This is a genomic window from Streptacidiphilus sp. MAP12-16 (assembly GCF_041262165.1).
Classification (GTDB): Bacteria; Actinomycetota; Actinomycetes; order Streptomycetales; family Streptomycetaceae; genus Streptacidiphilus.
Genome location: NZ_JBGCBY010000025.1, coordinates 107,393 through 127,868, shown reverse-complemented (window position 1 = coordinate 127,868; position 20,476 = coordinate 107,393). Strand labels below are relative to the sequence as shown.

At 71.3% G+C, this 20,476-nt stretch carries 16 protein-coding genes and 3 tRNA genes; 13 read left to right on the top strand and 6 right to left on the bottom strand.

Annotation, left to right across the window (positions count from 1 at the left end):
• The coding region (locus ABIA33_RS28450) for a DEAD/DEAH box helicase (protein ID WP_370085500.1) at positions 1 to 1,966 on the bottom strand (1,966 nt) is incomplete at its 3' end.
• Between the two features lie 327 nt (positions 1,967 to 2,293).
• Here ABIA33_RS28450 and ABIA33_RS28445 point away from each other — a divergent pair.
• Positions 2,294 to 2,644, top strand: coding sequence for a hypothetical protein (locus tag ABIA33_RS28445; protein ID WP_370085499.1), 351 nt, complete (start codon positions 2,294 to 2,296; stop codon positions 2,642 to 2,644).
• A gap of 357 nt (positions 2,645 to 3,001) precedes the next feature.
• Here ABIA33_RS28445 and ABIA33_RS28440 read toward each other — a convergent pair whose 3' ends face one another.
• Entirely contained in the window at positions 3,002 to 3,373 is a 372-nt protein-coding gene (locus tag ABIA33_RS28440) for a metallopeptidase family protein (protein WP_370085504.1), read from the bottom strand.
• A gap of 161 nt (positions 3,374 to 3,534) precedes the next feature.
• Between ABIA33_RS28440 and ABIA33_RS28435 the strand changes: the two genes are divergently transcribed.
• From ABIA33_RS28435 to ABIA33_RS28425, 3 genes are all read left to right on the top strand, one after another.
• Positions 3,535 to 3,607 (top strand) — tRNA-Glu (locus tag ABIA33_RS28435).
• A gap of 31 nt (positions 3,608 to 3,638) precedes the next feature.
• Positions 3,639 to 3,712, top strand: a tRNA-Asp gene (locus ABIA33_RS28430).
• A gap of 22 nt (positions 3,713 to 3,734) precedes the next feature.
• Positions 3,735 to 3,808: transfer RNA gene (locus tag ABIA33_RS28425), tRNA-Phe, on the top strand.
• 672 nt (positions 3,809 to 4,480) lie between these two features.
• Here the strand turns inward: ABIA33_RS28425 and ABIA33_RS28420 are convergent.
• Entirely contained in the window at positions 4,481 to 5,458 is a 978-nt protein-coding gene (locus tag ABIA33_RS28420) for an aldo/keto reductase (protein ID WP_370085498.1), read from the bottom strand.
• A 253-nt stretch (positions 5,459 to 5,711) separates the two neighbouring features.
• On the opposite strand from ABIA33_RS28420, the gene ABIA33_RS28415 reads away from it, so the two are divergent.
• Positions 5,712 to 6,602: a helix-turn-helix transcriptional regulator gene (locus tag ABIA33_RS28415; RefSeq protein ID WP_370085497.1), complete on the top strand. Its 891-nt coding sequence runs from the start codon at positions 5,712 to 5,714 to the stop codon at positions 6,600 to 6,602.
• Between the two features lie 119 nt (positions 6,603 to 6,721).
• Here ABIA33_RS28415 and ABIA33_RS28410 read toward each other — a convergent pair whose 3' ends face one another.
• On the bottom strand, positions 6,722 to 7,498 hold the full coding sequence (locus ABIA33_RS28410; RefSeq protein WP_370085496.1) for a (2Fe-2S)-binding protein: 777 nt from the start codon (positions 7,496 to 7,498) through the stop codon (positions 6,722 to 6,724).
• Positions 7,499 to 7,954: 456 nt separating this feature from the next.
• Here ABIA33_RS28410 and ABIA33_RS28405 point away from each other — a divergent pair, with 456 nt between their 5' ends.
• The 4 genes from ABIA33_RS28405 to ABIA33_RS28390 all read left to right on the top strand — a co-directional run bounded on the left by ABIA33_RS28405 (position 7,955) and on the right by ABIA33_RS28390 (position 13,376).
• Positions 7,955 to 9,040 carry an iron ABC transporter substrate-binding protein gene (locus ABIA33_RS28405; RefSeq protein ID WP_370085495.1) on the top strand — a complete coding sequence of 362 codons (1,086 nt, stop codon included), beginning with the start codon at positions 7,955 to 7,957 and terminating at the stop codon, positions 9,038 to 9,040.
• Positions 9,037 to 10,659, top strand: coding sequence for an ABC transporter permease (locus ABIA33_RS28400; protein WP_370085494.1), 1,623 nt, complete (start codon positions 9,037 to 9,039; stop codon positions 10,657 to 10,659). The genes ABIA33_RS28405 and ABIA33_RS28400 overlap by 4 nt, the downstream gene beginning before the upstream one ends.
• Complete coding sequence (locus tag ABIA33_RS28395; RefSeq protein WP_370085493.1) at positions 10,656 to 11,813, top strand: ABC transporter ATP-binding protein; 1,158 nt, start codon at positions 10,656 to 10,658, stop codon at positions 11,811 to 11,813. Before ABIA33_RS28400 ends, ABIA33_RS28395 begins: the two co-directional genes overlap by 4 nt.
• A gap of 63 nt (positions 11,814 to 11,876) precedes the next feature.
• A complete protein-coding gene (locus tag ABIA33_RS28390) occupies positions 11,877 to 13,376 on the top strand; it encodes a recombinase family protein (RefSeq protein ID WP_370085492.1) in 1,500 nt (499 codons plus the stop codon).
• A gap of 113 nt (positions 13,377 to 13,489) precedes the next feature.
• Here the strand turns inward: ABIA33_RS28390 and ABIA33_RS28385 are convergent, their stop codons facing one another.
• On the bottom strand, positions 13,490 to 15,466 hold the full coding sequence (locus ABIA33_RS28385) for a putative Ig domain-containing protein (protein WP_370085491.1): 1,977 nt from the start codon (positions 15,464 to 15,466) through the stop codon (positions 13,490 to 13,492).
• 767 nt (positions 15,467 to 16,233) lie between these two features.
• Between ABIA33_RS28385 and ABIA33_RS28380 the strand changes: the two genes are divergently transcribed.
• Positions 16,234 to 17,004 (top strand): (2Fe-2S)-binding protein, encoded by a 771-nt coding sequence (locus ABIA33_RS28380; RefSeq protein ID WP_370085490.1) that lies wholly within the window; start codon positions 16,234 to 16,236, stop codon positions 17,002 to 17,004.
• On the opposite strand, the gene thrS is transcribed toward ABIA33_RS28380, so the two are convergent.
• Positions 16,991 to 18,310, bottom strand: coding sequence for a threonine--tRNA ligase (gene thrS / locus ABIA33_RS28375; RefSeq protein ID WP_370085503.1), 1,320 nt, complete (start codon positions 18,308 to 18,310; stop codon positions 16,991 to 16,993). The two genes, ABIA33_RS28380 and thrS, sit on opposite strands and share 14 nt — an antisense overlap.
• A gap of 266 nt (positions 18,311 to 18,576) precedes the next feature.
• Between thrS and ABIA33_RS28370 the strand changes: the two genes are divergently transcribed.
• The 3 genes from ABIA33_RS28370 to ABIA33_RS28360 all read left to right on the top strand — a co-directional run bounded on the left by ABIA33_RS28370 (position 18,577) and on the right by ABIA33_RS28360 (position 20,410).
• On the top strand, positions 18,577 to 18,753 hold the full coding sequence (locus ABIA33_RS28370; protein WP_370085489.1) for a hypothetical protein: 177 nt from the start codon (positions 18,577 to 18,579) through the stop codon (positions 18,751 to 18,753).
• A gap of 323 nt (positions 18,754 to 19,076) precedes the next feature.
• The gene (locus ABIA33_RS28365; RefSeq protein ID WP_370085488.1) at positions 19,077 to 19,562 is read left to right on the top strand and encodes a hypothetical protein; all 486 of its coding nucleotides are present in this window, start codon (positions 19,077 to 19,079) and stop codon (positions 19,560 to 19,562) included.
• Positions 19,563 to 19,678: 116 nt separating this feature from the next.
• Complete coding sequence (locus ABIA33_RS28360; protein ID WP_370085487.1) at positions 19,679 to 20,410, top strand: VIT family protein; 732 nt, start codon at positions 19,679 to 19,681, stop codon at positions 20,408 to 20,410.
• Positions 20,411 to 20,476: the final 66 nt, after the last annotated feature.

Genomic DNA, 20,476 nt, shown 5'->3' with positions numbered 1-20,476 from the left:
AACGGTTGTCAGCGGAACGGTTGTCCCGGTCACCGAAGGAACGGCTGCCGCTGCCACCACGGTCGTCACGGCTGTAACCACCACCGGCCGGACGGTCGTCACGACGCTGGAAACCACCACTCGGGCGGTCGTCGCGGCGCTGGAACCCACCGGAACGGTTGTCAGCGGAACGGTTGTCCCGGTCACCGAAGGAACGGCTGCCGCTGCCACCACGGTCGTCACGGCTGTAACCACCACCGGCCGGACGGCTGTCACGACGCTGGTACCCACCGCGCTCGCCACCACCGCTGAAGCGGTCGTCACGACGCTCGTCGCGCACCGGGGCGGTACGCGCCGGCCGGGTGTCCTCGGCGTCCACCGCGGCGCTCTGCGCCGGGACGGATGCCTCAGTACGGTCCTCGGACGCCGCAGCCACGGCACCCGACTCGGCGACCGCAGCCGGCTCGTCCTCGATGCCCAGCTCGCTGCGCTCGCGGGCGGCGCGCGCTGCCAGGCGGTCGGCGTCGGCCCGCAGGTCGGCGGCGTGCTTGGTAGCGCGCTCCAGCTCGCGGGTCAGGTCCTGGACGTCACGCTCGGCCTGCTTGGCCTGGGTGGCGACCGACTCGGCCTGGACCTCGCTCAGCGAACGGGCGCCGGTGATCTTCACCAGATCCGCGTCGAAGGCGCCGCCGACGATGTGGCGGGTGGCCTCGACCCCGGCGTCCTCCAGCAGGCGGAACACGCCACGACGCTGGTGCGGAAGGATCAGCGTGACGACGGTGCCGGAGCGGCCGGCCCGCGCGGTGCGGCCGGAGCGGTGCAGATAGTCCTTGTGGTCGCCGGCCGGGTCCACGTTCAGGACCAGGTCGACGTCGTCGACGTGGATGCCGCGAGCCGCGACGTCCGTGGCGACGAGGACGTTGACGTAGCCGTCCTTGAAGTCCCCCAGCGTGCTGGTGCGCGCGCCCTGGGTCATGCCGCCGTGCAGCGCGTCGGCGAGCACGCCGGCGTCACGGAGCTGCTCGGCGACGCGGTCGCAGCCCATCTGGGTCCGGACGAAGATGATCGTCCGGCCCTTGCGCGCCGCGATGGCGTTGGTGACCGGGGCCTTGTCCTTGGGCTTCACGACCAGGACGTGGTGGCTCATGGTGGTGACCGCGCCGGCCGAGGGGTCGACCTCGTGCGTCACCGGGTTCTTGAGGTAGCGCTTGACCAGGGAGTCGATCTCGTTCTCCAGCGTGGCGGAGAACAGCATCCGCTGGCCGCCGGCCGGAACCTGGTCGAGGATTTCGGTGACCTCGGGCATGAAGCCCATGTCGGCCATCTGGTCGGCCTCGTCCAGGACGATGACCTCGGTCTCGTCCAGGGTGCAGGCGCCGCGGTTCAGCAGGTCGCGCAGGCGGCCGGGGGTGGCGACGAGGATGTCGACGCCGCGCTCCAGCGCGTAGATCTGGTTGGACATCGAGGTGCCGCCGCACACGACCTTGAGACGCAGGCCGAGCACCGAGCCGTAGGGCTCGAGGGCGTCGGCGACCTGCATCGCCAGCTCGCGGGTCGGGACCAGGATCAGTCCACGGGGACGCTTCGCCTGGCTGCGGTTGCCGCCGAGGCGGGTGAGCAGCGGCAGGCCGAAGCTGAGGGTCTTGCCGGAGCCGGTGCGGCCTCGGCCGAGAACGTCCTTGCCGGCCAGGGCGTCCGGGATGGTCGCGGCCTGGATCGGGAAGGGCTCGGTGACGCCGCGCTTGGCGAGGGTGCGGACGATGTCCTGGTGCAGACCCAGGTCGCCGAAGGTGACCTTCGGCGTGGTGGGCTCAGAGGCCACGGCGGCCTCGATGGGGGCCTCGGTGGGGATGGTGCCGGCCGCGTCGGGGTTGTCGGTGTTGTCGGCGGCGTCCACAGACTCGATGGAGTCCGCGGTGACGGTGGCGGCGGGAGCCTCGATGCCGTTTTCGGGCATGGCGAAGCGGTCGTCGTCAACGAGAGACATGAAGAACCTTCCGGATGTTGGCACGCGCCAAGTCCGCGGGTTCACCTACAACCGCCTCAATGCGGTCAGCCACGGAGTGCCGGTACGCGCCAGGGCGCCTGATGGGAGTAGCAGCAGCGCCGGGCAAATGAAACAAACAACGATCTACCAAGATAGCCTAGGGCCTGTCGAAGGAGCAAATGACCCGTTCAGGGCATTACAGGCCCCCCACCTCGCAGACTCTCCCGCCCGCTGCCGCGCATCGCGTAACAGCAAGCGAAGCCCCCCATTTGTTCCCGCCTCGCCCGCAGGCGGTCAGGCTCGGAGTCGGTCAGGCCCGTCGGTCAGGTGTGGGAGCTGCTGACTGAGGGTGGAGGCGGTGGTGGGGGCGGGGGCGGCGACGTCGGGGGCGGGCTGGGTGCGGCCGACGGCGAGGTCGAGGGCGCGGGGGGCGTGGGGCTCGACCCGGGCGTGGGTGTACCGGTGACGCCGCCGGCGCTTCCGCCGCTGGTGCCTCCGGTGGCCCCGTGGCCGCCCGGGCTGCCGATCCCGCCGATCGGCGGCTGCCCGCCGGTGCCGTTGGGGACGCTCGCCCCGGACGGCTTCGCCGAGCCGGACGCACCGCCAGCACTCGCACTGGGTCCGGCAGTTGCGGAGGGCTCGGGGGCGCCGCGGTGCCGCGTACCCGCCCGGGGCTGACCCATACCGTCCTGGGAGTGGCCCGGGGCGGACGTCTCCCCTACCACTGGCGTGCCCGACACGCCTGGCCCACCGGAACCGCTCACCTCGGTGCACCCCGACAGCGCCGCCGCCGCGAGCGCGCCCAGCACGACGACCACCGCCGCCCGGCCCATGCCGACTTCCAACTTGCCCACCCTGTACGGCCCCGCTTCCCGTTCGCTCCGGGCGACCGCCACCGACGGTCCCCCCGTCGTCCAACGGCAACACAGGCGGAAAGGACACGGCCGTTCGGCGGACGAGCGGACCCGGCCGGACAGGCGGACCGGATAGGAGGACCGGACGACCGGACCGGAGCGTTGGGCCGTCGCAGCGAGCTCAGCCGTATCCGAGGGCGTGCAGCCGCTCGTCGTCGATCCCGAAGTGGTGGGCGATCTCGTGGACCACGGTGACGCCCACCTCCGCGACCACCTCCTCGTTGGTGGCACACATCCGCAGGGTGGGGTTCCGGTAGATGGTGATCCGGTCGGGAAGCACCCCTGCGTACCAGTCACCCCGTTCCGTGAGGGGTGTCCCCTCGTACAGACCCAGCAGTTCGGGCGTGCCGGACCGTGACCCGTCCGGCCCAGGCTCCGGCTCGTCCTCCACAAAGATCACGACGTTGTCCATCAGCCGTGTCAGCTCAGGCGGTATCCGGTCGAGCGCCTCGCCTACAAGCTCCTCGAACCGCTCTCGGGACATCTCCAGCACGTTGCTCCTCATGGGCGGGGCGACCACGGTCCGAGCCGGGGCCGGCTGCCGACCGACGTCGGATCTTCGAGCGGGTGGAAACCATTTTGGCGTTACCCGCCCCCATCCCATATGCTTCTGAACGTCCCCGACGGCCGCAAGGAAGCCGGGAGGGCCAGTCAGCCCTCATCGTCTAGTGGCCCAGGACGCCGCCCTTTCAAGGCGGTAGCACGGGTTCGAATCCCGTTGGGGGCACGCTTAACCGCGTGCAGGTTCGCCTGTACGAGGCCTCGTGGAGCAGTTGGTTAGCTCGCCACCCTGTCAAGGTGGAGGTCGCGGGTTCAAGTCCCGTCGAGGTCGCTCTACCCCCTTCGGGGGATCTGGCCAGGTAGCTCAGTTGGTACGAGCGTCCGCCTGAAAAGCGGAAGGTCGCCGGTTCGACCCCGGCCCTGGCCACAGTGCGTAAGCAGCAAAAACGCCCCCGCTCCACTTCGGAGCAGGGGCGTTTTTCGTATGGCGTACGCCGACCGGTACGCCAACGGGATCAGGCCAGGCGATCCCCCAGGGGTGTCTCGCTCGGCGGCTGAGCGGAGAACGTCGCCGGCGAGGACCAGTTCGGCGTTGTCGATCCCAGCGTGAACCCAGGAGCAGGTCACGCTTACTGGTCCTGGGGGTGGCAGCGGCCACAGCCACAGGCTCATCTGGATGTCTTCCCCGGCATCCGGGCCGCCGCCGCTGCTCTGCGTCGAGTAGGCGCTGAGCATTGGCCCCGTGCCGTTACGGAGCCCGGCATCGTCGTCCAGTTCTCCCACCCGGCCGTCCGCGAACCGAACGGCGGACCATAGTTCGCGGGCGAGCGGGTGTGCGTGTGAGTCTCGCCAGGTGCCTCGGCCATGGGCCTCCATCTCGATCACGGTACCGGTGGGGAAGGCGAGCACCTGACGGGCGATCAGCACCGCGCTTTCTGAGCGGGCGATGACGACGGGGCCGAGTACGTGTCCTCCGATCATCCGCGGCGGCATGTGCCTATGCGTTGCGGGACTTTCAGGGTCCTCGGGCATGCCAGGAGGCTACCTCCGCAGACGCGGAGCTGAACCGATCTGAACGATGATCCTGCTCTGCGGTCGGTCAGCGGTCGATGACAGCCATGTTCCCTTCGTCGTGGCGTTCGCCGGCGGCCGGGCTGAGGTTGTTCAGCCGTTCGACCTGTGTGGTGCTCAGCTCGACGGCGTCGGCGGCGGTGTTCTCCTCGACGCGGGCGACGCGCTTGGTGCCGGGGATGGGGGCGATGTCGTCGCCCTGGGCGAGCAGCCAGGCCAGGGCGATCTGTGCCGGTGTGGCGTCCGCCTCGGCGGCGACGGCCTTGACCTCGTCGACGATGCGCAGGTTGCGCTGGAAGTTCTCGCCGGTGAAGCGCGGGTTGGTCTTGCGCCAGTCGTCGTCGGCGATGTCGTCGGCGGAGCGGATCTGGCCGGTGAGGAAGCCGTGGCCGAGCGGCGAGTAAGGCACGAAGCCGATGCCCAACTCGCGCAGCAGCGGCAGGATCTCCGCCTCCACGTCGCGGGTCCACAGGGAGTACTCGGTCTGCAGCGCGGTGACCGGGTGGACGGCGTGGGCGCGGCGGATCGTGTCCGGGCCGGCCTCGGACAGGCCGATGTGGCGGATCTTGCCCTCCGCGACCAGCTCGGCCAGTGCGCCGACGGTGTCCTCGATCGAGGTGTTCGGGTCAACTCGGTGCTGGTAGTACAGGTCGATGTGGTCGGTGCCGAGGCGCTGCAGGGAGCCCTCGACTGCGGCACGGATGTTCGCCGGGCTGCTGTCGATGACGCCGGGGCCGCCGCCGGAGTGGGAGACCAGGCCGAACTTGGTCGCCAGCACGACCTGGTCGCGGCGGCCCTTGAGGGCCTGGCCGACCAGTTCCTCGTTGGTGTAGGGGCCGTAGATCTCAGCGGTGTCGAGGTGGGTGACGCCCAGGTCCAGTGCCCGGTGGATGGTGCGGATCGACTCCGCGTCGCTGCCCTGTCCGACGTTGTAGAAGCCGGACATCGACATGGCGCCCAGACCGATCCGGGAGACGTCCAGCCCGCCCAGAGAGATGTGCTTCATCAGAAAACTCCGTTCCTCGGTTCCCGATCGCCGGGCGATCCCACGCCCGGTGTTGGAACAGCGGCTCACGGCCGGCGCCCGGCTGGGGTCGGCCTGCGAGTGCCATGCTCAGTGCGGTGCAGTGAGCCCGCTGTCCAGGCAACCATCCGCGGACCACAGTCCGGGCCCCCGTACGGGGTGCTCTTCTTCGGGGGGTCTGGCAGCCCCCCTTTCGCGGGCACGGACGGGCGGGGGTCAGCCGTACCGTGGAGGCATGGACCGCAGCACCGAGATCCGTGAGTTCCTGCGCACCCGCCGGGCCCGGATCACCCCCGAGATGGCCGGCCTCGCCCCGCACCCGGGCGCCCGCCGGGTGCCGGGCCTGCGCCGCGAGGAAGTCGCCCAGCTGGCCGGGGTCAGCGTCGACTACTACGTCCAGCTGGAGCGGGGCCGTACCCACGGCGTCTCCGAGACCGTCCTGGAGGCCGTCGCCCTCGCCCTGCAGCTGGACGACACCGAACGCGCCCACCTCTTCGACCTCGCCCAGCCCACCGCCGCCCGGGCCCGCCGCAAGCGGCCGCTCAGTCCACAGCGAGTCCGCCCAGTCCTGTACCGGGCCCTGGACTCTCTCAGCGTCCCCGCGCTGGTCCAGGGACGGCGGATGGACATCCTGGCGGCCAACCGACTCGGCTCCGCCCTCTTCACCGACTTCCAGGCGCGACCCCACCGCGAGCGCAACTTCGCCCGCTTCGTCTTCCTCGACGACGCCGCTCGCACGCTGTACGCCGACTGGGAGCGGGCCGCCGGCGACTGCGTGGCCACACTGCGCCTGTACGCCGGACGGCACCCCGATGACCCACAACTCACCGAACTGATCGGCGAGTTGTCCCTGAACAGCGACACGTTCCGCCGTATGTGGGCTGACCACGACGTCCTCGCCCACACCGCCGGCACCAAACGCCTGCACCACCCGATCGTCGGCGATCTGACTCTCGACTACGTGGTCCTGGCCGTCGAAGGCGACCCCGACCAGACCCTCGTCATCCTGACCCCCGAACCCGCCTCCCCCTCGGCTGAAGCCCTCGGCATCCTCGCCAGCTGGACAGGCACATCCGCCACCGGGCCGCACGCCGCCTCCAACGAGACGCACAACCCAGCCGGCTGACACCCGCGAGCGGTGCAACGTGGTGCGGGGTGCCAGCAGTTGACTCACTGGACCGGGACCGCAACCGGGACCGGGACCAGGCCCGGGCGGGTGGCGTTTGGGCAGCGGCGGGAGCCGTCTCAGGCGGGGGCTGCTTCGAGTCGGCGCAGGCGTTCGGTGTCGCTGAGTCGGGGGCAGGTGCCGCAGGCCCTTCCCTGCTTGATCGTGTAGTTCAGGCAGCAGCCGGTGCGGGTACGGGTGAGGTGGAGGCGGCCCGAGGGTCCGTGGATCGTACGGAAGTTCGCGCCGTCGGGGAACGGCCCGGTGCCGCCGGGGCCGGGAAGTAAGGACTCCGCAGCGTGGACGGCGCGCTGCTCCTCGCCCAGGGTCCGGCCCAGATACCAGAGCCCGGAGACCAGGTCGTCGCCGGCCATGCCCCACAGAGCGCGTGGTCCGCGCCGGACTCGCGGCCGGAAGGCGTTGAGCAGAGGGCGTACGAACTCCTCGACGGACGCCCGTACGGCTTGCGGCGCGTCCGTCGCGGTGACGTCGAAGTCCCCTGGGGCCAGCGCGAAGTCACCGCTCACGGGGTCGGTCCAGAGCCGGTCCGGGGTGAGTCGCGGGACCTGCCCGGCCAGGAACCAGGGGCCGCTGATCAGCAGGCCCACCGACCAGAGTTGGCGGTGCAGCAGGCGCGAGGCGGCGACGTCCGAGCGGGCCGGGCTGCCGTGCGCGGCCAGGATGCGCGCCGACTCCCCGTCGAGAGCCGCCGCCAACATCTCCGGGTCGGCGACGAGCTCGGCCATGCTCAGCCAGGTGCCGCCGGGGCCGTCCACCGCCTGCCGGGTCTCCAGTACCTCGACGCGCAGATCGTCGCAGACATGTGCGAGGCGGCGGTATGTGTCCGTGAGCAGCACAGAAGGGCTCCGATCAGCGCAAAAGCGGAGGAGGTTAGGCTGACCTTAGCTTGCTCTCGGGGGCACTGCCGGAGGCGACTTCGTCCAGTGCGTAAACCTGAAGCACCGTGACATTCTTAGGGATGGCTGGCCTAAGTTGACTTCGCATCAGGCCCGTCGGGGCAGAATACGACCAGCCTCGCAGATCCCGCGGTCTTCACATCCGCACCCTCCCGCCGCAGCCGCTCCGACCTCAGGGTTTTGTCTCGGCCGGCGCACTCGACGACCGGCAGGCGCGTCGATACGGATCCGAGATCCGACTCGACAGCAGTTGTTAGGTAAGGCTTGCCTGACTATGGTGCTCTACCAGTAAGCCTTTCCCGGGTCCCTGCAGTGCAGGAACCAGGGAAGACGTCTGCCCATGCAACGCCAATTGGGGCCGAGTTGACTGCTCGTCCCACGTGGAGTGGAGACCGTGTGGCCGGTAATCATGTACGTCCGCTGATGGCACTGGGTGCGCTGTTCGTTTCGCTGACCGTGGTGGGTTGTGGCAGTTCGAGCTCGCCGGCCGGGTCGAGTGCCCAGGCGTCGACTGCCTCCGCGTCGTCCGGGGCGATCGGCGCGTCAGTGGCCGGCCAGCCGCTGACCGTCTACTCCGGGCAGCATCAGCAGACCGTCGAGGCGCTGGTGAAGGACTTCGAGGCGCGCAGCGGGGTGAAGGTCCAGCTCCGCTCGGGCGATGAGGCGGAGCTGGCGAACCAGATCCTGCAGGAGGGGTCGGCGTCGCGGGCGGATGTGTTCTACGCGGAGAACCCGCCGGCGCTGACGAACCTGGAGGAGCGGGGCCTGCTCGCGCCGGTCGGGGCCACCACGCTCACGGCGGTGTCCGCGAATGACAGTTCGGCCAAGGGCGACTGGGTCGGGGTGTCCGCACGGACCGCGGCCTTCGTGTTCAACACCGACAAGATGTCCGCTTCCTCCGCGCCCGCCTCGGTACGCGACCTCGCCGGGCCCGCGTGGAAGGGCAAGCTGGGAGTGGCCCCGGGCGAGACCGACTTCGCCCCGATCATCACCCGGATGATCAAGAGTGAGGGGCAGGACGCAACCAAGCGGTGGCTGGAAGGCCTCAAGGCCAACGCCAAGGTCTACAACAGCAACGAGGACCTGGTGGCCGCCGTCAACCGGGGCGAGGTCCAGGGCGGCATCATCGACCACTACTACTGGTACCGCCTGCGTGACGAGGTGGGCGCGGGCAAAGTGCACACTGCGCTGCACTACTTCACCCCGGGCGACCCGGGTGCCCTGGTCGACGTCTCGGGCGCGGCCGTGCTGTCGGCGAGCAAGCACCAAGCAGCCGCCCAGGCCTTCCTGGCCTACCTGACCAGCACCTCGGCGCAGACCATCATCGCCACCTCGCAGAGCTACGAGTACCCGCTGATCACCGGAGTGCAGAACACCAAGGTGTCCCAGCCCCTGGCGCAGGTGGGCACGGTGGCGTCGCCGGCCGAGCTCGGCGACGGCAAGCAGGCCCTGCAACTGCTCCAGGACGCCGGCCTGCTATGAGCACCCTGGACCGCCCTGCCGATCAGGGCCTGCCGCCGCTGTCACGCTGGCGGGCGCCCCGTACCTGGGCGCCCCGGGCACTGCTACCCGATGCGCTGGTGCCCCGGGCCCTACCGCTCCTGGTCACCGTGGTGATCACCGCCGTGGCCTCCCCGTTGGTCTTCGTCGCGGTGCAGGCCGGACAGGCGGGCTGGGCTCAGGCCCAGCGCCTGCTCGGACGCCCGCTGATCGCCACCCTGCTCTGGCACACCCTCAGCCTCGCTGCCGTCGTGACGGTGGGCGCGGTGGCGCTGGGGTTCGCCGCGGCCTATCTGGTGGAGCGCACCGACCTGCCCGCGCGCAGGTTCTGGACGGTGATGCTGGCGATGCCGCTGGCCGTACCGGAGTTCGTCCACGGCTACTCCTGGGTCTCGCTCTTCCCCCAGGTCCAGGGGTACTCGGGCGCGGTGCTGGTGATGACGTCGTCGCTGTATCCGCTGGTGTTCCTGCCAGTGGCCGCGACGTTGCGCCGATTCGACGCCTCCGCCGAGGAGGTGGCCCGCAGCCTGGGCCGCGGACGGTGGACCACCCTGTGGCGGGTGACCCTGCCGCTGACCCGGCCCGCGCTGGCCGGCGGGGCGCTGCTGGTCTCCCTGTACCTGCTGGGCGAGTACGGCGCGTTCGCGATGCTGCGGTTCACCACCTTCGCCACCGCCATCTTCACCGAGTACCAACTCGGCTTCGACGCGGCCTCCGCCTCGCTGCTGACCCTCGTCCTGTGCGCCCTGGCGCTGCTTCTGGTGACCCTCGACGCGCGGGCCGGCCGGCGCGGGCGGCTGGTGCGCCAGGGCGCCACCGCCCGCCCCGGCAGCCCGGTGCCCCTGGGGCGCGCGAAGGTCCCGGCCCTGCTCGCGGTGACGGCGCTGGCCTCCACCGCACTCGGGGTGCCGCTGTTCGCCCTGGGCTACTGGCTCCTGCGCGGCAGCTCCACCACCCTGCCGCCCGCCTCGATCCTCGGCGCCGCGACGACCACGCTCGGCTACGCGCTGACCGCCGCCGTGGTCGCCACCGCCGCCGCGGTCCCGGTGGCGCTGTACTCCTGGCGTCGCCGCACCCGCCTCGCCCAGGCCGCCGAGCGTGCCGCCTACCTGACCCGGGCCCTGCCCGGCATCGCCGTGGCGCTCTCCATCGTCTTCTTCGCCGTCCGCTACGCCCAACCCCTGTACCAGCAACCGCCGCTGCTGGTGGCCGGGTACGTGCTCCTCTTCTTCCCGCTCGCGCTGACCGCAGTTCGGGCCTCTCTCGCCCAGGTGCCGCCCGGCGTCGAGGAGGTCGCCCGCTCCCTGGGCACCCGCCCGCTGGGGGTTCTGTTCCGCGTCACCGTACCGCTGATCGTTCCCGGGTTGGGCGCCGCGACCGCGATGGTCGCCCTCACCGCGAGCACCGAACTCACCGCGACGCTGCTGCTGTGCCCCACCGGGACGCAGACCCTGGCCACCCAGTTCTGGGCCTACACCACCGGACTCGCCTACGGCGCGGCGGCACCCTACGCCGCGCTCATGGTCGCGATGTCCGTACCGCCCGTCATCCTGCTCACCCGCCGGACTCTCGGCCCGAAACGACCTTCGGAGACGCCATGAGCGGCTTGTCCATCACCGGCCTGCACGCGGCCCACGCCCGCACCCCGGTCCTGCGAGGCGTCGACCTCCTCGTTACCGACGGCGCGCTGGCCTGCGTCCTGGGCCCGTCCGGCTGCGGTAAGAGCACGCTGCTGCGTGTCATCGCCGGCTTCCACTCCGCCGTCCAGGGGGAGGTGACGCTACGGGGCCGCCTGCTCGACGACGGGCGGGCGCGAGTGCCCGCCGAGCGCCGCCGGATCGGCTACGTGCCGCAGGACGGCGCGCTGTTCCCGCACCTGACCGTCGCCGGCAACATCGGCTTCGGACTCCCGCGCGGCCAACGCCAGGAACGCGTCCAGGAGATGCTCGACCTCGTCGGACTCAGCGGCCTGGGCGACCGCCACCCGCACCAGCTCTCCGGCGGCCAGCAGCAGCGCGTCGCCCTCGCCCGGGCACTCGCGCCCCGTCCTGAACTCCTGCTCCTGGACGAACCGTTCGCCGCCCTCGACGCCGCCCTGCGCACCGAACTGCGCACCGAGGTCGCCGCCACCCTGCGCCGCGCGGGCGCGACCGCGATCCTGGTCACCCACGACCAGGACGAAGCCCTCTGCTTCGCCGACACCATCGCCGTGATGCGCGAGGGCCGGATCGCGCAGACCGGCACCCCGCACGCGCTCTACCACCAGCCGGTCGACGCAGGCGTCGCCTGCTTCCTGGGCGAGGCCAACCTGCTCGCCGCCCGCATCGACGCAGGCCGGGCCACCACCGCCCTGGGCACGCTGCCACTCACCGCGGAGTGCCCCGACTCCAGGCCCTCGACCGCCAAGCCCTCGACCGAGGGCCAGGGCACCGTCCTGCTCCGGCCCCGTCAGCTGCGCCTGGCCACCGAACCGGGCAGCGATACCGTCCCGGTCCGGGTGCTGCGAAGCCACTTCCGCGGCCACGACCACCGGGTCGAACTCGCCACCGATCCGCGCCCCGGGGTGCCGGAACAGCTGATCGCCTACACCGACAGCGCGCCTCCCCGGAACGGGAGCCCGCTCTTTGTGACGCTCCACGGCACCGCGCACCCGGTCGGCCCCGTGGTCCCGCCCGACCCGGCCCCTGCCCCTGCCCCTGCCCCTGCCCCTGCGGCCGAAGACCGCGCTCACGCCGCGCGGGCGTCCACCCGCTAGGGCAGTCCGCCGGACAGGCCCAGCCACTCCCACCGTCCACGTCGCAGCAGACCGGAGCCCACGTTGCTCGCAGACAGCCCGGAGCCGGACGGCGGTCGTTCGGCCGGCGTGGGCGCGATCTACTGCAGGATCCCGCACCGCCACGACGCCGGCCAGAACCCCGTGGACTGCCAGGAACGCGCCTGTCGCACGGCGGCCGGCGAGATCGGGGTGTTGATCGACCAGCGACAGGTGTACGTGGACAACCTGGCCGCGTCGTGGCTGCGTGACCGGCCACGACCGGCCTGGGACGCGATGCTGTCCGCCGCGAAGGGGGGCGTGTTCACGCACCTTTTCTGCGACGGGCTGGAGCTGCTGCTGAAGCAGCCGTGGGACGTCGCGGAGCTTCTGCAGGTCGCCGAAGACCACGGCATCACCCTCCACGGCAGTCCGGGCGGGAGGGACTTCGGCAATGCCGGTGAGCGACGAAAGCTCCGCGACGAGGCCGATCGGGCGTGCCGGGCGGCGACGAAGACGTCGCTCGCGGCCAGGTCGGCGCACGCGCAGGCGGTCTCCGCGGGGCGGCCCCACGGAGGCGGCCGACGTGCCTACGGCTACCAGGCGGGTACGTACGACCTGGTCGCCGACGAGGTCGCGATCGTCCGGGAGGTGTTCAGGCGCTACCAGGACGGGGAGTCGCTGCGGGCCATCGCCTGGGGCCTCAACGACCGCGGGGTGCTGACGGCCGGCGGTCTGCAGTGGACCGTCACCGGCGTCGGCCGCCTGCTGGACGCCCCGCGCTACGCCGGACTGCTGGTCCACCGCGGCGAGATCGCCCGCGCGGAGGACGGGAGTTACCTGGCGGCCGCCTGGCAGCCGTGCGTCAGCATCGAGACCTGGGAGCGCACCCGTGCCCTGCGCCGGACCAGGGAACTGGAGCGCCAGGCCGACCGTCGTCCCGCCCGGGACTACCCGCTGACCGGCCTGCTGCGCTGCACCAAGTGCGGGCGGCGCCTGGTGGGCGAGGCCATCGCCGGCTACCCCACCTATGCCTGCACCTCCAAGAGTCTGCTGTCACAAGGCCGATGCAGGCGACACATCGCCGCCGAGCCGCTGGAGGCGTTCGTGGAGGAGGCGGCCATGGCGGTCCTGGAGGACTGGGACGCCGAGGCGGCCGGCCGGATCCCGGTCGCGATCCATCCGGACGGTCGCCGTGAGCAGGCTGAGCCGCATCTGCCGGATCTGCCGGATCCGCGGCAGTTGGAGGAGCTTGACGCGCTGCGGTCGGCCGGGGCGATCTCGGAGGAGGAGTACGCCTCCGTGCGGGCGGTCGCGCTCTCCCGGGCCCGTGCGGTCCAGCGTGCCGTCGTGGTCCGTCCGGTCGGCGCTCTGGATGGCGTCGTCACCGGTGCCAGGGCACGGTTCTCGTGGAACAGGTTGCCCGCCGAGCGCAGAAAGGCCGTGCTCAGGGTCCTGTTCGCAGGCATCTGGATCGGCCCGTCGTCGACTGCTCAGAGCGTCTTCGACCATGGCCGCATCCACGTGCTGCACCATCGGGGAGCGGCCGAGGCCACCGACGGCTGAACGTTCGGGGCTGCGGGCGGACGTCCCGGCGACCTGCTGCCGTACCTGCGGCCGCTGGGCCCGGCCACAGGGAGTGGCCGGGCCCAGGGGTCGGTTGTGGAGGGTGGGTTGGGTCAGGAGACGGTGACGTCGTCGTAGTAGGTGTAGGTGGGGTCGCCGGCGTAGTTGTCGTCCTTGTTGGTCAGGGTGAGGGTGTAGGAGTGGCCTGCGGTGACGGTGGCGGTCTTGGTGGTCCAGCCGGAGGAGGAGACGCAGGTCTTGGCCAGGACGGTGGTGGTGGTGCCGGTGGTGTTGTCCTTGAGGGTGGCGGTGGCCCAGTCGTAGGTGACGGTGTCCGGGCAGGTCACGTTGTAGGCGAAGGAGAGCTTGCTGCTGCCGGTGGGGGCGGTGAAGGTCTGGGCGATCGAGGAGGTGGTGCTGGGGTTGGTGGAGCCGAGCATGGCGCCGTAGCTGCCGTTGTTGGCGGCGGAGGTGCTGGCGGCGGTGATGCCGGTGGTGGTCCAGCCGGAGAGGGTGCCGGTCTCGAAGCCGCCGTTGGTGATGCCGCCGGTGACGGTGGTGGAGACGGTCCAGCTGAAGGTGGTGCTGCCGGAGGCTCCGGTGGTGTCCTTGGCGGTGACGCTGACCGAGGCGGTGCCGGCGGTGGTCGGGGTGCCGGTGATCAGGCCGGTGGAGGAGTTGATCGACAGGCCCGCCGGGAGGCCGGTGGCCGAGTAGGTCAGCGTGGAGCTGGCCGAGTCGGAGGCGCTGACCTGCAGCGAGACCGCGGTGCCGACGGTGCTGCTCTGGCTGCCCGGGTTGGTCACGGTGACCGTGTTACCGGTGCTGCTGCCGGCGGTGAACGCGGCCAGGCCGTTGGGGGTGCCCAGGCCGGTGGGGCCGTCGTAGCCGACCCCGGCGGTGCACAGGTAGGCGGGTGAGCAGCTGCCGTTGCTGCCGCTGGTGACGTCGTTCAGCGACGAGGTGTGCAGGTAGGGGTACTTGGCGGGGTAGTCGCCGCTGCCGGGGGTGCCCGCATCGGCATAGACGCCGGCGATGATCGGCGAGGAGGCACTGGTGCCGCCGTAGACCTGCCAGCCGGTCGCCTGGTAGCTGTCGTAGACGGCCACGCCGGTGGCGGGGTCGGCAACGGCGGAGACATCGGAGATGGTGCGCTTGGAGCAGCCGCTGTCGGTCTGCCAGCTGGGCTTGGCATCGTACGCCGAGCAGCCGGAGCCGGTGCCCTCGGTGCTGCTCGTCGACCAGACGCTCTCGCTCCAGCCGCGGGCGTTCGACGCCTTGCTGAGCGCGGTGCCGCCGACCGAGGTCACGTACTTCGATCCGGCCGGGTACTGGGCCCCGTAGGCACTGTCACCGGCGGAGACGGTGATGGCGACGCCCGGGTGGTTGAAGTAGCTGCTGTCCGAGCTGGTGTCGGTGGAGTCCTCGGCGCCGCCGTAGCTGTTGGACACGTACTTGGCGCCCAGGCTGACGGCGGTGTTGACCGAGGTGCCCAGGTCGCTCATGTTCGCCGAGGTGGCCTCGACCAGCAGGATGTGCGCGTTGGGCGCGACCGCGGAGACCATGTCCAGGTCCAGGGAGATCTCCCCGGCCCAACCCGAGTCGGCGGTCGGGTAGCTGGTGCCGCCGTTCTGGTCGACCTTGCTGAAGCAGCCGTTGGCGGTGGTGCAGGCCGGCAGCCCGTACTGGCTGCGGTAGGCGGCCAGGTCCGACTCCGCGTTGGGGTCGTCCAGGGCGTCCACGATCGCGATCGTCGCGCCGGCGCCGCCGTTCGCGGGCAGGTTGTAGGCGCTGCGCAGGTCGCCGGGCCCGTACCCGGAGGGCGTGGCCATCGGCGAGACCGCGTTGACGACCAGCGCGTGGGGCTGGCTGACATCGGTCCGAGCCAGGGCGAGGCAGGACATCGCGTGGACGTGCTTCGGCGCCGCGCAAAGATGCTTCACATGCACAGCCGTACTCGAACCGTTCTGCGCGACAAGGGCTCCGGCGGGAGCGGTCGCGGCAAGCAGAGCACCGGCGGCTATCGAGAGCGAGGTGAGGCCGGTAAGCGCGACTCGTTTCGCGCGGCCGTGGGCGTGGGGGGTACCCATGGTTAAGGGTTCCTCTCTCATACCGGTCACCCGTGCGCCGGTCGGCGGCGGGGGACCACGTGCCTGGACAGGGAACCGATGGCACACCCCTGGTTGTCCTCTGGTTCCGGCCGATTCTCTCCGTTCCGCGATATCCGCGCGTCGGAATTGACCGAGCATCTGGAGAACTGCCTGCGGAGGTGGTGCTCTCCGCACTGACGTGGAGATATGGTGCTGATCACGGAGCTGACAGCGATAACTGAGTGACTGTCACCACTGTGTGGGGTGTGCTCCCGGCTGCGGTGAAGCAAAGCAGAGTTGGTGAACAGCGGTCAACAGTCCAGTCACAGCTTGATTGCCGTCCGGTGTTTCCGTGACGTAAAGCCAGCAGGTTAGAGGGGTTGTCGCGGGCAGACCACCGATCGGGGGTAATTCTCACCCCTCACGGGGGGTGTTCGGGAGGGCGAGGATCTGCTCGTCGTTGAGCCCCGCGGGAAATTCCTGGGGTCATCATTGGCCCCGATCCGTCGTCCTGTTTTGCCGTCAGCAACGGCATCCGGAAAGATTCCGGAGTTCTCCGGCCCTCGGGTGACTCGCCGGAAGCTCTGTGCACGACAGTCGCTGGCTCCACTCCCCGGCTCCCCCCGCTCTGGCGCTGAAGGCGGCCAGGATGACAGAGCGACGCGGCTCGGCGGCCGACAAGCGCATTCGCACCCGGTGCCTCCGGCCGCCCGCCACCGTCGTGCGGCGATTGACGGAGCCCCGAGCGGGTCCATACGCTCCCGGCGGTGAGCCACCCAGAGCGTGACCCCCAGCCCGACCTCCAGCCCGCCGACGAGCCGCCGGACGTCCCCGGACCCGAGACGTTGGCACAGGTCGCGGCGCTCGGGCCGTTCTTCGCCGTCCGAACGCACCGAGCTACGGCCGTCGCGGGTCCGCCCTGGCGGCCGATGAGCGAACTGGTCGAGGACCCTGCGGCGCTGATGGACCGTGTGCTCGCGGTCCGCGCGTACCTGGCGGCAGCCGGCGGACGGTCGCCCGACGCGGTCGAGCTGCGCGTCGCCGCGTCCGTGACCCACCTGGGCCTGACCGCGCGTCTGGTCTCGCCGGCCCTCGCCCTCGCCGTGCTGCACGGCAGTTGGCCCGGACTGGACCTGCACGCCCTCCGCTGGCAGCCCGTCCTCGGCGGCGCGTTCCCGCTGTCCCTGGCCGACGAGGCGTTCGCCTCCGGCGCCCCCGGCCGTCTGCTCGGCGGACCGGTTGGCGCGCTGGTCGAGGCCACCCGGCTGCTCTCGGTCTCCCCGCGCGTCCTGTGGGGCAACGTCGCCTCCGCGGTCAACGGAGCGGCGACGGCACTCGCCGCCGCCTCCCCCGCCCACGCCCAGCGGACCCGCGTCCTGACCGCGCTGCTGCTGGCGCAGCCCCAGCTGCGGGACGCCCACACCCGGGTCGCGGGCACCACGCGGTTCCGGCGCCGCAGCTGCTGCCTGATCTACCGAGCGTCGCCGGGAGCCTCAGGCGCTCTGTGCGGGGACTGCGTCCTCGTTAGGTACCGCTAGCGTTGTCCCACAGCTCAGTGCTCCGTGCGTCGACCAGCGCGCCGATGCGGGCCAGCACCTCGGCGGCGGGCCGGGCGTCCAGGCGTCGGCCGTCCCGGAGACGCAGGGCGACCTGCTCGTCTGCGGCCTCCTTCGCGCCGATCACCGCCTGGTAGGGCACGAGCCGGGCGGCTCGGACGCGAGCGCCCAGGGTGCCGCCCTCCGGCCCGGCGAGCTGAGCCCGCAGCCCCTGGTCGATGCACCGCCGCACCAGCCCGGCAGCCTGGGGCAGCTCGTCGTCGGAGACCGGGAGGACCACCAGCTGGGTGGGGGCGAGCCAGGCGGGGAAGGCGCCGCCATGCAGCTCGATGAGGTGCGCGACGGCCCGCTCCACGCTGCCGATGATGCTGCGATGGACCATGACCGGCCGGTGTTTGGCGCCGTCCGGGCCGATGTAGTGCAGATCGAACCGTTCGGGCTGGTGGAAGTCGATCTGCACGGTGGACAGGGTGGCCTCCCGGCCCGCGCCGTCGGCGATCTGTACGTCGATCTTGGGACCGTAGAACGCGGCTTCACCCTCGACCGCCTCGTACGCCACTCCGGAACGGTCGAGGACGTCGGCCAGCAGGCCGGTGGCCCTTCGCCACATCTCCGGGGCGGCGACGTACTTGCCGCCCGGCCCCGGCAGCGAGAGCCGGTAGCGGGCCGAGCGGATGCCGAGGGCGTCGTACGCCTGGCGGATCAACTCCAGGGCCGCCCGCGCCTCGTCGGCGGCCTGGTCCACGGTGCAGAAGATGTGCGCGTCGTTCAGCTGGATCGCCCGTACTCGGGTCAGTCCGCCGAGCACCCCCGACAGCTCGGAGCGGTACATGCCCCCCAACTCGGCCATCCGCAGCGGTAGTTCCCGATAGCTGTGGGCCCGGGAACGGTAGATCAGCGCGTGGTGGGGGCACAGGCTCGGCCGCAGCACCACCTGCTCTCCGCCGAGATCCATCGGCGGGAACATGTCCTCGCTGTAGTGGGACCAGTGCCCGGAGATCTCGTACAACTCCCGCTTGCCGAGCACGGGCGAGTACACGTGCTGGTAGCCGGCCCGGCGCTCGGCGCCGCGGATGTACTCCTCCAGGGTGTGCCGGACCACGGCGCCGTCAGGCAGCCAGTACGGAAGCCCGGCACCCATCAACGGGTCGGTGTCGAACAGGCCCAGCTCGCGGCCGAGCTTGCGGTGGTCATGCATGGCGGTCTCCTCGCGGACGTCGGGCGAGTGACCACACGGCGAAGCCCCGGGGCCACTCGCCCCGGGGCTTCGGACTAGGAATGCAGTCAGCGCGCCGGGACACTCTCCGGCGTCGTCGTCATGGCAGCGCGCTTCATGCCGGCGAAGGTAGCAGACGCACCGACGCCGACGCGCTCGGTTTTCGACCGCCACCGCGCGGGCGGACCCATCCGGACGGGTCGGCTGACCGGCCGGTATGACTCTCGGTGACGCTACGAAATGCGGCCCAACTCACTGCCTGAGACTGTGTTGTGAGCGCTCGCCAACCGAGCGGGTGTGACGTCTATGCGTCCAAGGATTTCGCAGGAGGCACGATCATGACCAAGGTCAAGAACCACGATCGCAAGAAGCAGAAGCCGCGCGGCGTGGCTGAGCACGGCGCGGACCAGGCCAAGAACCCGTCGATGGAGCTGCCGGCCGAGCACATGCAGCCGCAGGACAGCCCCATGGCCATGGCACACAAGGGACGGCAGAAGCGGTTCGGCCACAACTGACTCGTCGCGACGTGGTGACCGAGGTGCGTGCCCCTGGCGGGCGCGCACCTCGCGCATGTCCGCCCGCGCGCATGGCTACCTGCGCCGGCGCGTACCGGTTGACCTCGCCCTCGGCACAGGGCCGTCCGGTCATCCAGGGCCGACCCGTCAACAGCACATCAGGATCCGGCGGGTCGCCGTCAAGGACGCGTCAATGCGCTGCCTTCCGGGTCGTTTCCATGACGGCTGCCCGTTTCAATGTCGGGACCCCGTCCGGACCCCGTCTCCGCTCGGTCGAGCGGGTGCCCCTACGGCCTACGGGATCGCGATCCGGAGGTGCCCCCATGAATGAGCTGCTTGTCCTCCCCCCGCGTCAGGCTCCGCCCCGGCCGCGGCGCCGCCTCGGCGCGCCGATGGCCCTGGTCGCCGCGACCGGTGTCGCGACCGTGAGCACGCTGCTGGTCACAGCGGTCGGCGCGGCCCGCACCCCCGCCTCGGCGCTGGTCCCGCTGTGCGCCTGCGCCCTGGCCCTGGGCCTCCGCGTCCGCCCGGCGGCCGGCGGTGTGGTGGGGCTCGTCTTCTGGTTGTTCCTGGACGGCTTCGTCGTGCACCACCGGGGCGTAGTGAGCTGGGACGGCAGTCCCGACGCGGTTCGCCTCGGCCTGCTGATCGGCTCCGCGCTGCTCGGCAGCGCTCTCGGCGCCCTCGCTCCCAGACTGTCCGAGGCGGCACTCGGCCTGCGGACGGCGCGCCGCCGGTTCCGGCGTGCCTCGCTGGAAGCCTTCACCCCTGAGCTGCCTCCCCGGACCGACACCGCCGCCTGGAACTGACCCACCCTCGCGCTGACGACCTGGGGAGCGACCGGGCTCGGGCGCCTTCCCCGCGCGGCTCGAACGGGCGGTCGCGTCGCCGTAGCGGACCGCGCATTCCGGGGCAGACTCCTGTGGTGACCAGTGACGAGAGCACCGCGGGGCCCGGGCCCGGGCCCGGTGAACCCCACCACGACGACCTGAGCAGCAGGCTGAACTGGCTCCGTGCGGGGGTGCTCGGGGCGAACGACGGGGTGGTGTCCACTGCCGGACTCGTCGTCGGCGTCGCGGGGGCGAGTGGCTCGGCGCAGGCGCTGCTCACCGCCGGGCTGGCCGGACTGCTCGCGGGATCGCTGTCCATGGCCGCGGGTGAGTATGTGTCCGTCAGCACCCAGCGCGACTCCGAGCGGGCCGCACTCGACCTGGAGCGGAGTGAGTTGGCGCACACGCCGGACGCCGAACTCGCCGAGCTCGCCGGACTCTACGAGCAGAAGGGCCTCACTCCCGAGCTCGCCCGGGAGGTCGCCGTGCAGCTCACCGCCCGCGACGCCCTCGCCGCGCACGCCGAGACCGAACTCGGCATCGACCCCGAGGGACTCAGCAACCCCTGGCACGCCGCCCTGGCGAGCTTCCTCTCCTTCACAGTCGGCGCGCTGCTGCCGCTGCTCGCCATGGTGCTGCTGCCGGCCTCGGTGCGGCTGTACGTCACCGTGGTGTCCGTCCTGTTGGCGCTGACGCTCTGCGGGTGGGGCAGCGCCCGCCTCGGCCGCGCACCGGCGCGGCCCGCCGTAGTGCGCAACGTCGCCGGAGGCGCGATCGCGATGGCGGTCACCTACCTCGCCGGTACCCTCCTGGGCGCGAGCTCCTGAACCAGCGCACCGCAGCCGACCGACCTCGCCGCCGGCGACCGCGCTCACCTGCGCACTGTCGGCAGG

Coding starts and splice junctions, on each gene's coding strand:
- ABIA33_RS28395 (WP_370085493.1), top strand. CDS start 10,656: ATGAGCGGCTTGTCCATCACCGGCCTGCACGCGGCCCACGCCCGCACC.
- ABIA33_RS28365 (WP_370085488.1), top strand. CDS start 19,077: ATGAATGAGCTGCTTGTCCTCCCCCCGCGTCAGGCTCCGCCCCGGCCG.
- ABIA33_RS28420 (WP_370085498.1), bottom strand. CDS start 5,458: ATGAAGCACATCTCTCTGGGCGGGCTGGACGTCTCCCGGATCGGTCTG.
- ABIA33_RS28385 (WP_370085491.1), bottom strand. CDS start 15,466: ATGGGTACCCCCCACGCCCACGGCCGCGCGAAACGAGTCGCGCTTACC.
- ABIA33_RS28370 (WP_370085489.1), top strand. CDS start 18,577: ATGACCAAGGTCAAGAACCACGATCGCAAGAAGCAGAAGCCGCGCGGC.
- ABIA33_RS28415 (WP_370085497.1), top strand. CDS start 5,712: ATGGACCGCAGCACCGAGATCCGTGAGTTCCTGCGCACCCGCCGGGCC.
- ABIA33_RS28400 (WP_370085494.1), top strand. CDS start 9,037: ATGAGCACCCTGGACCGCCCTGCCGATCAGGGCCTGCCGCCGCTGTCA.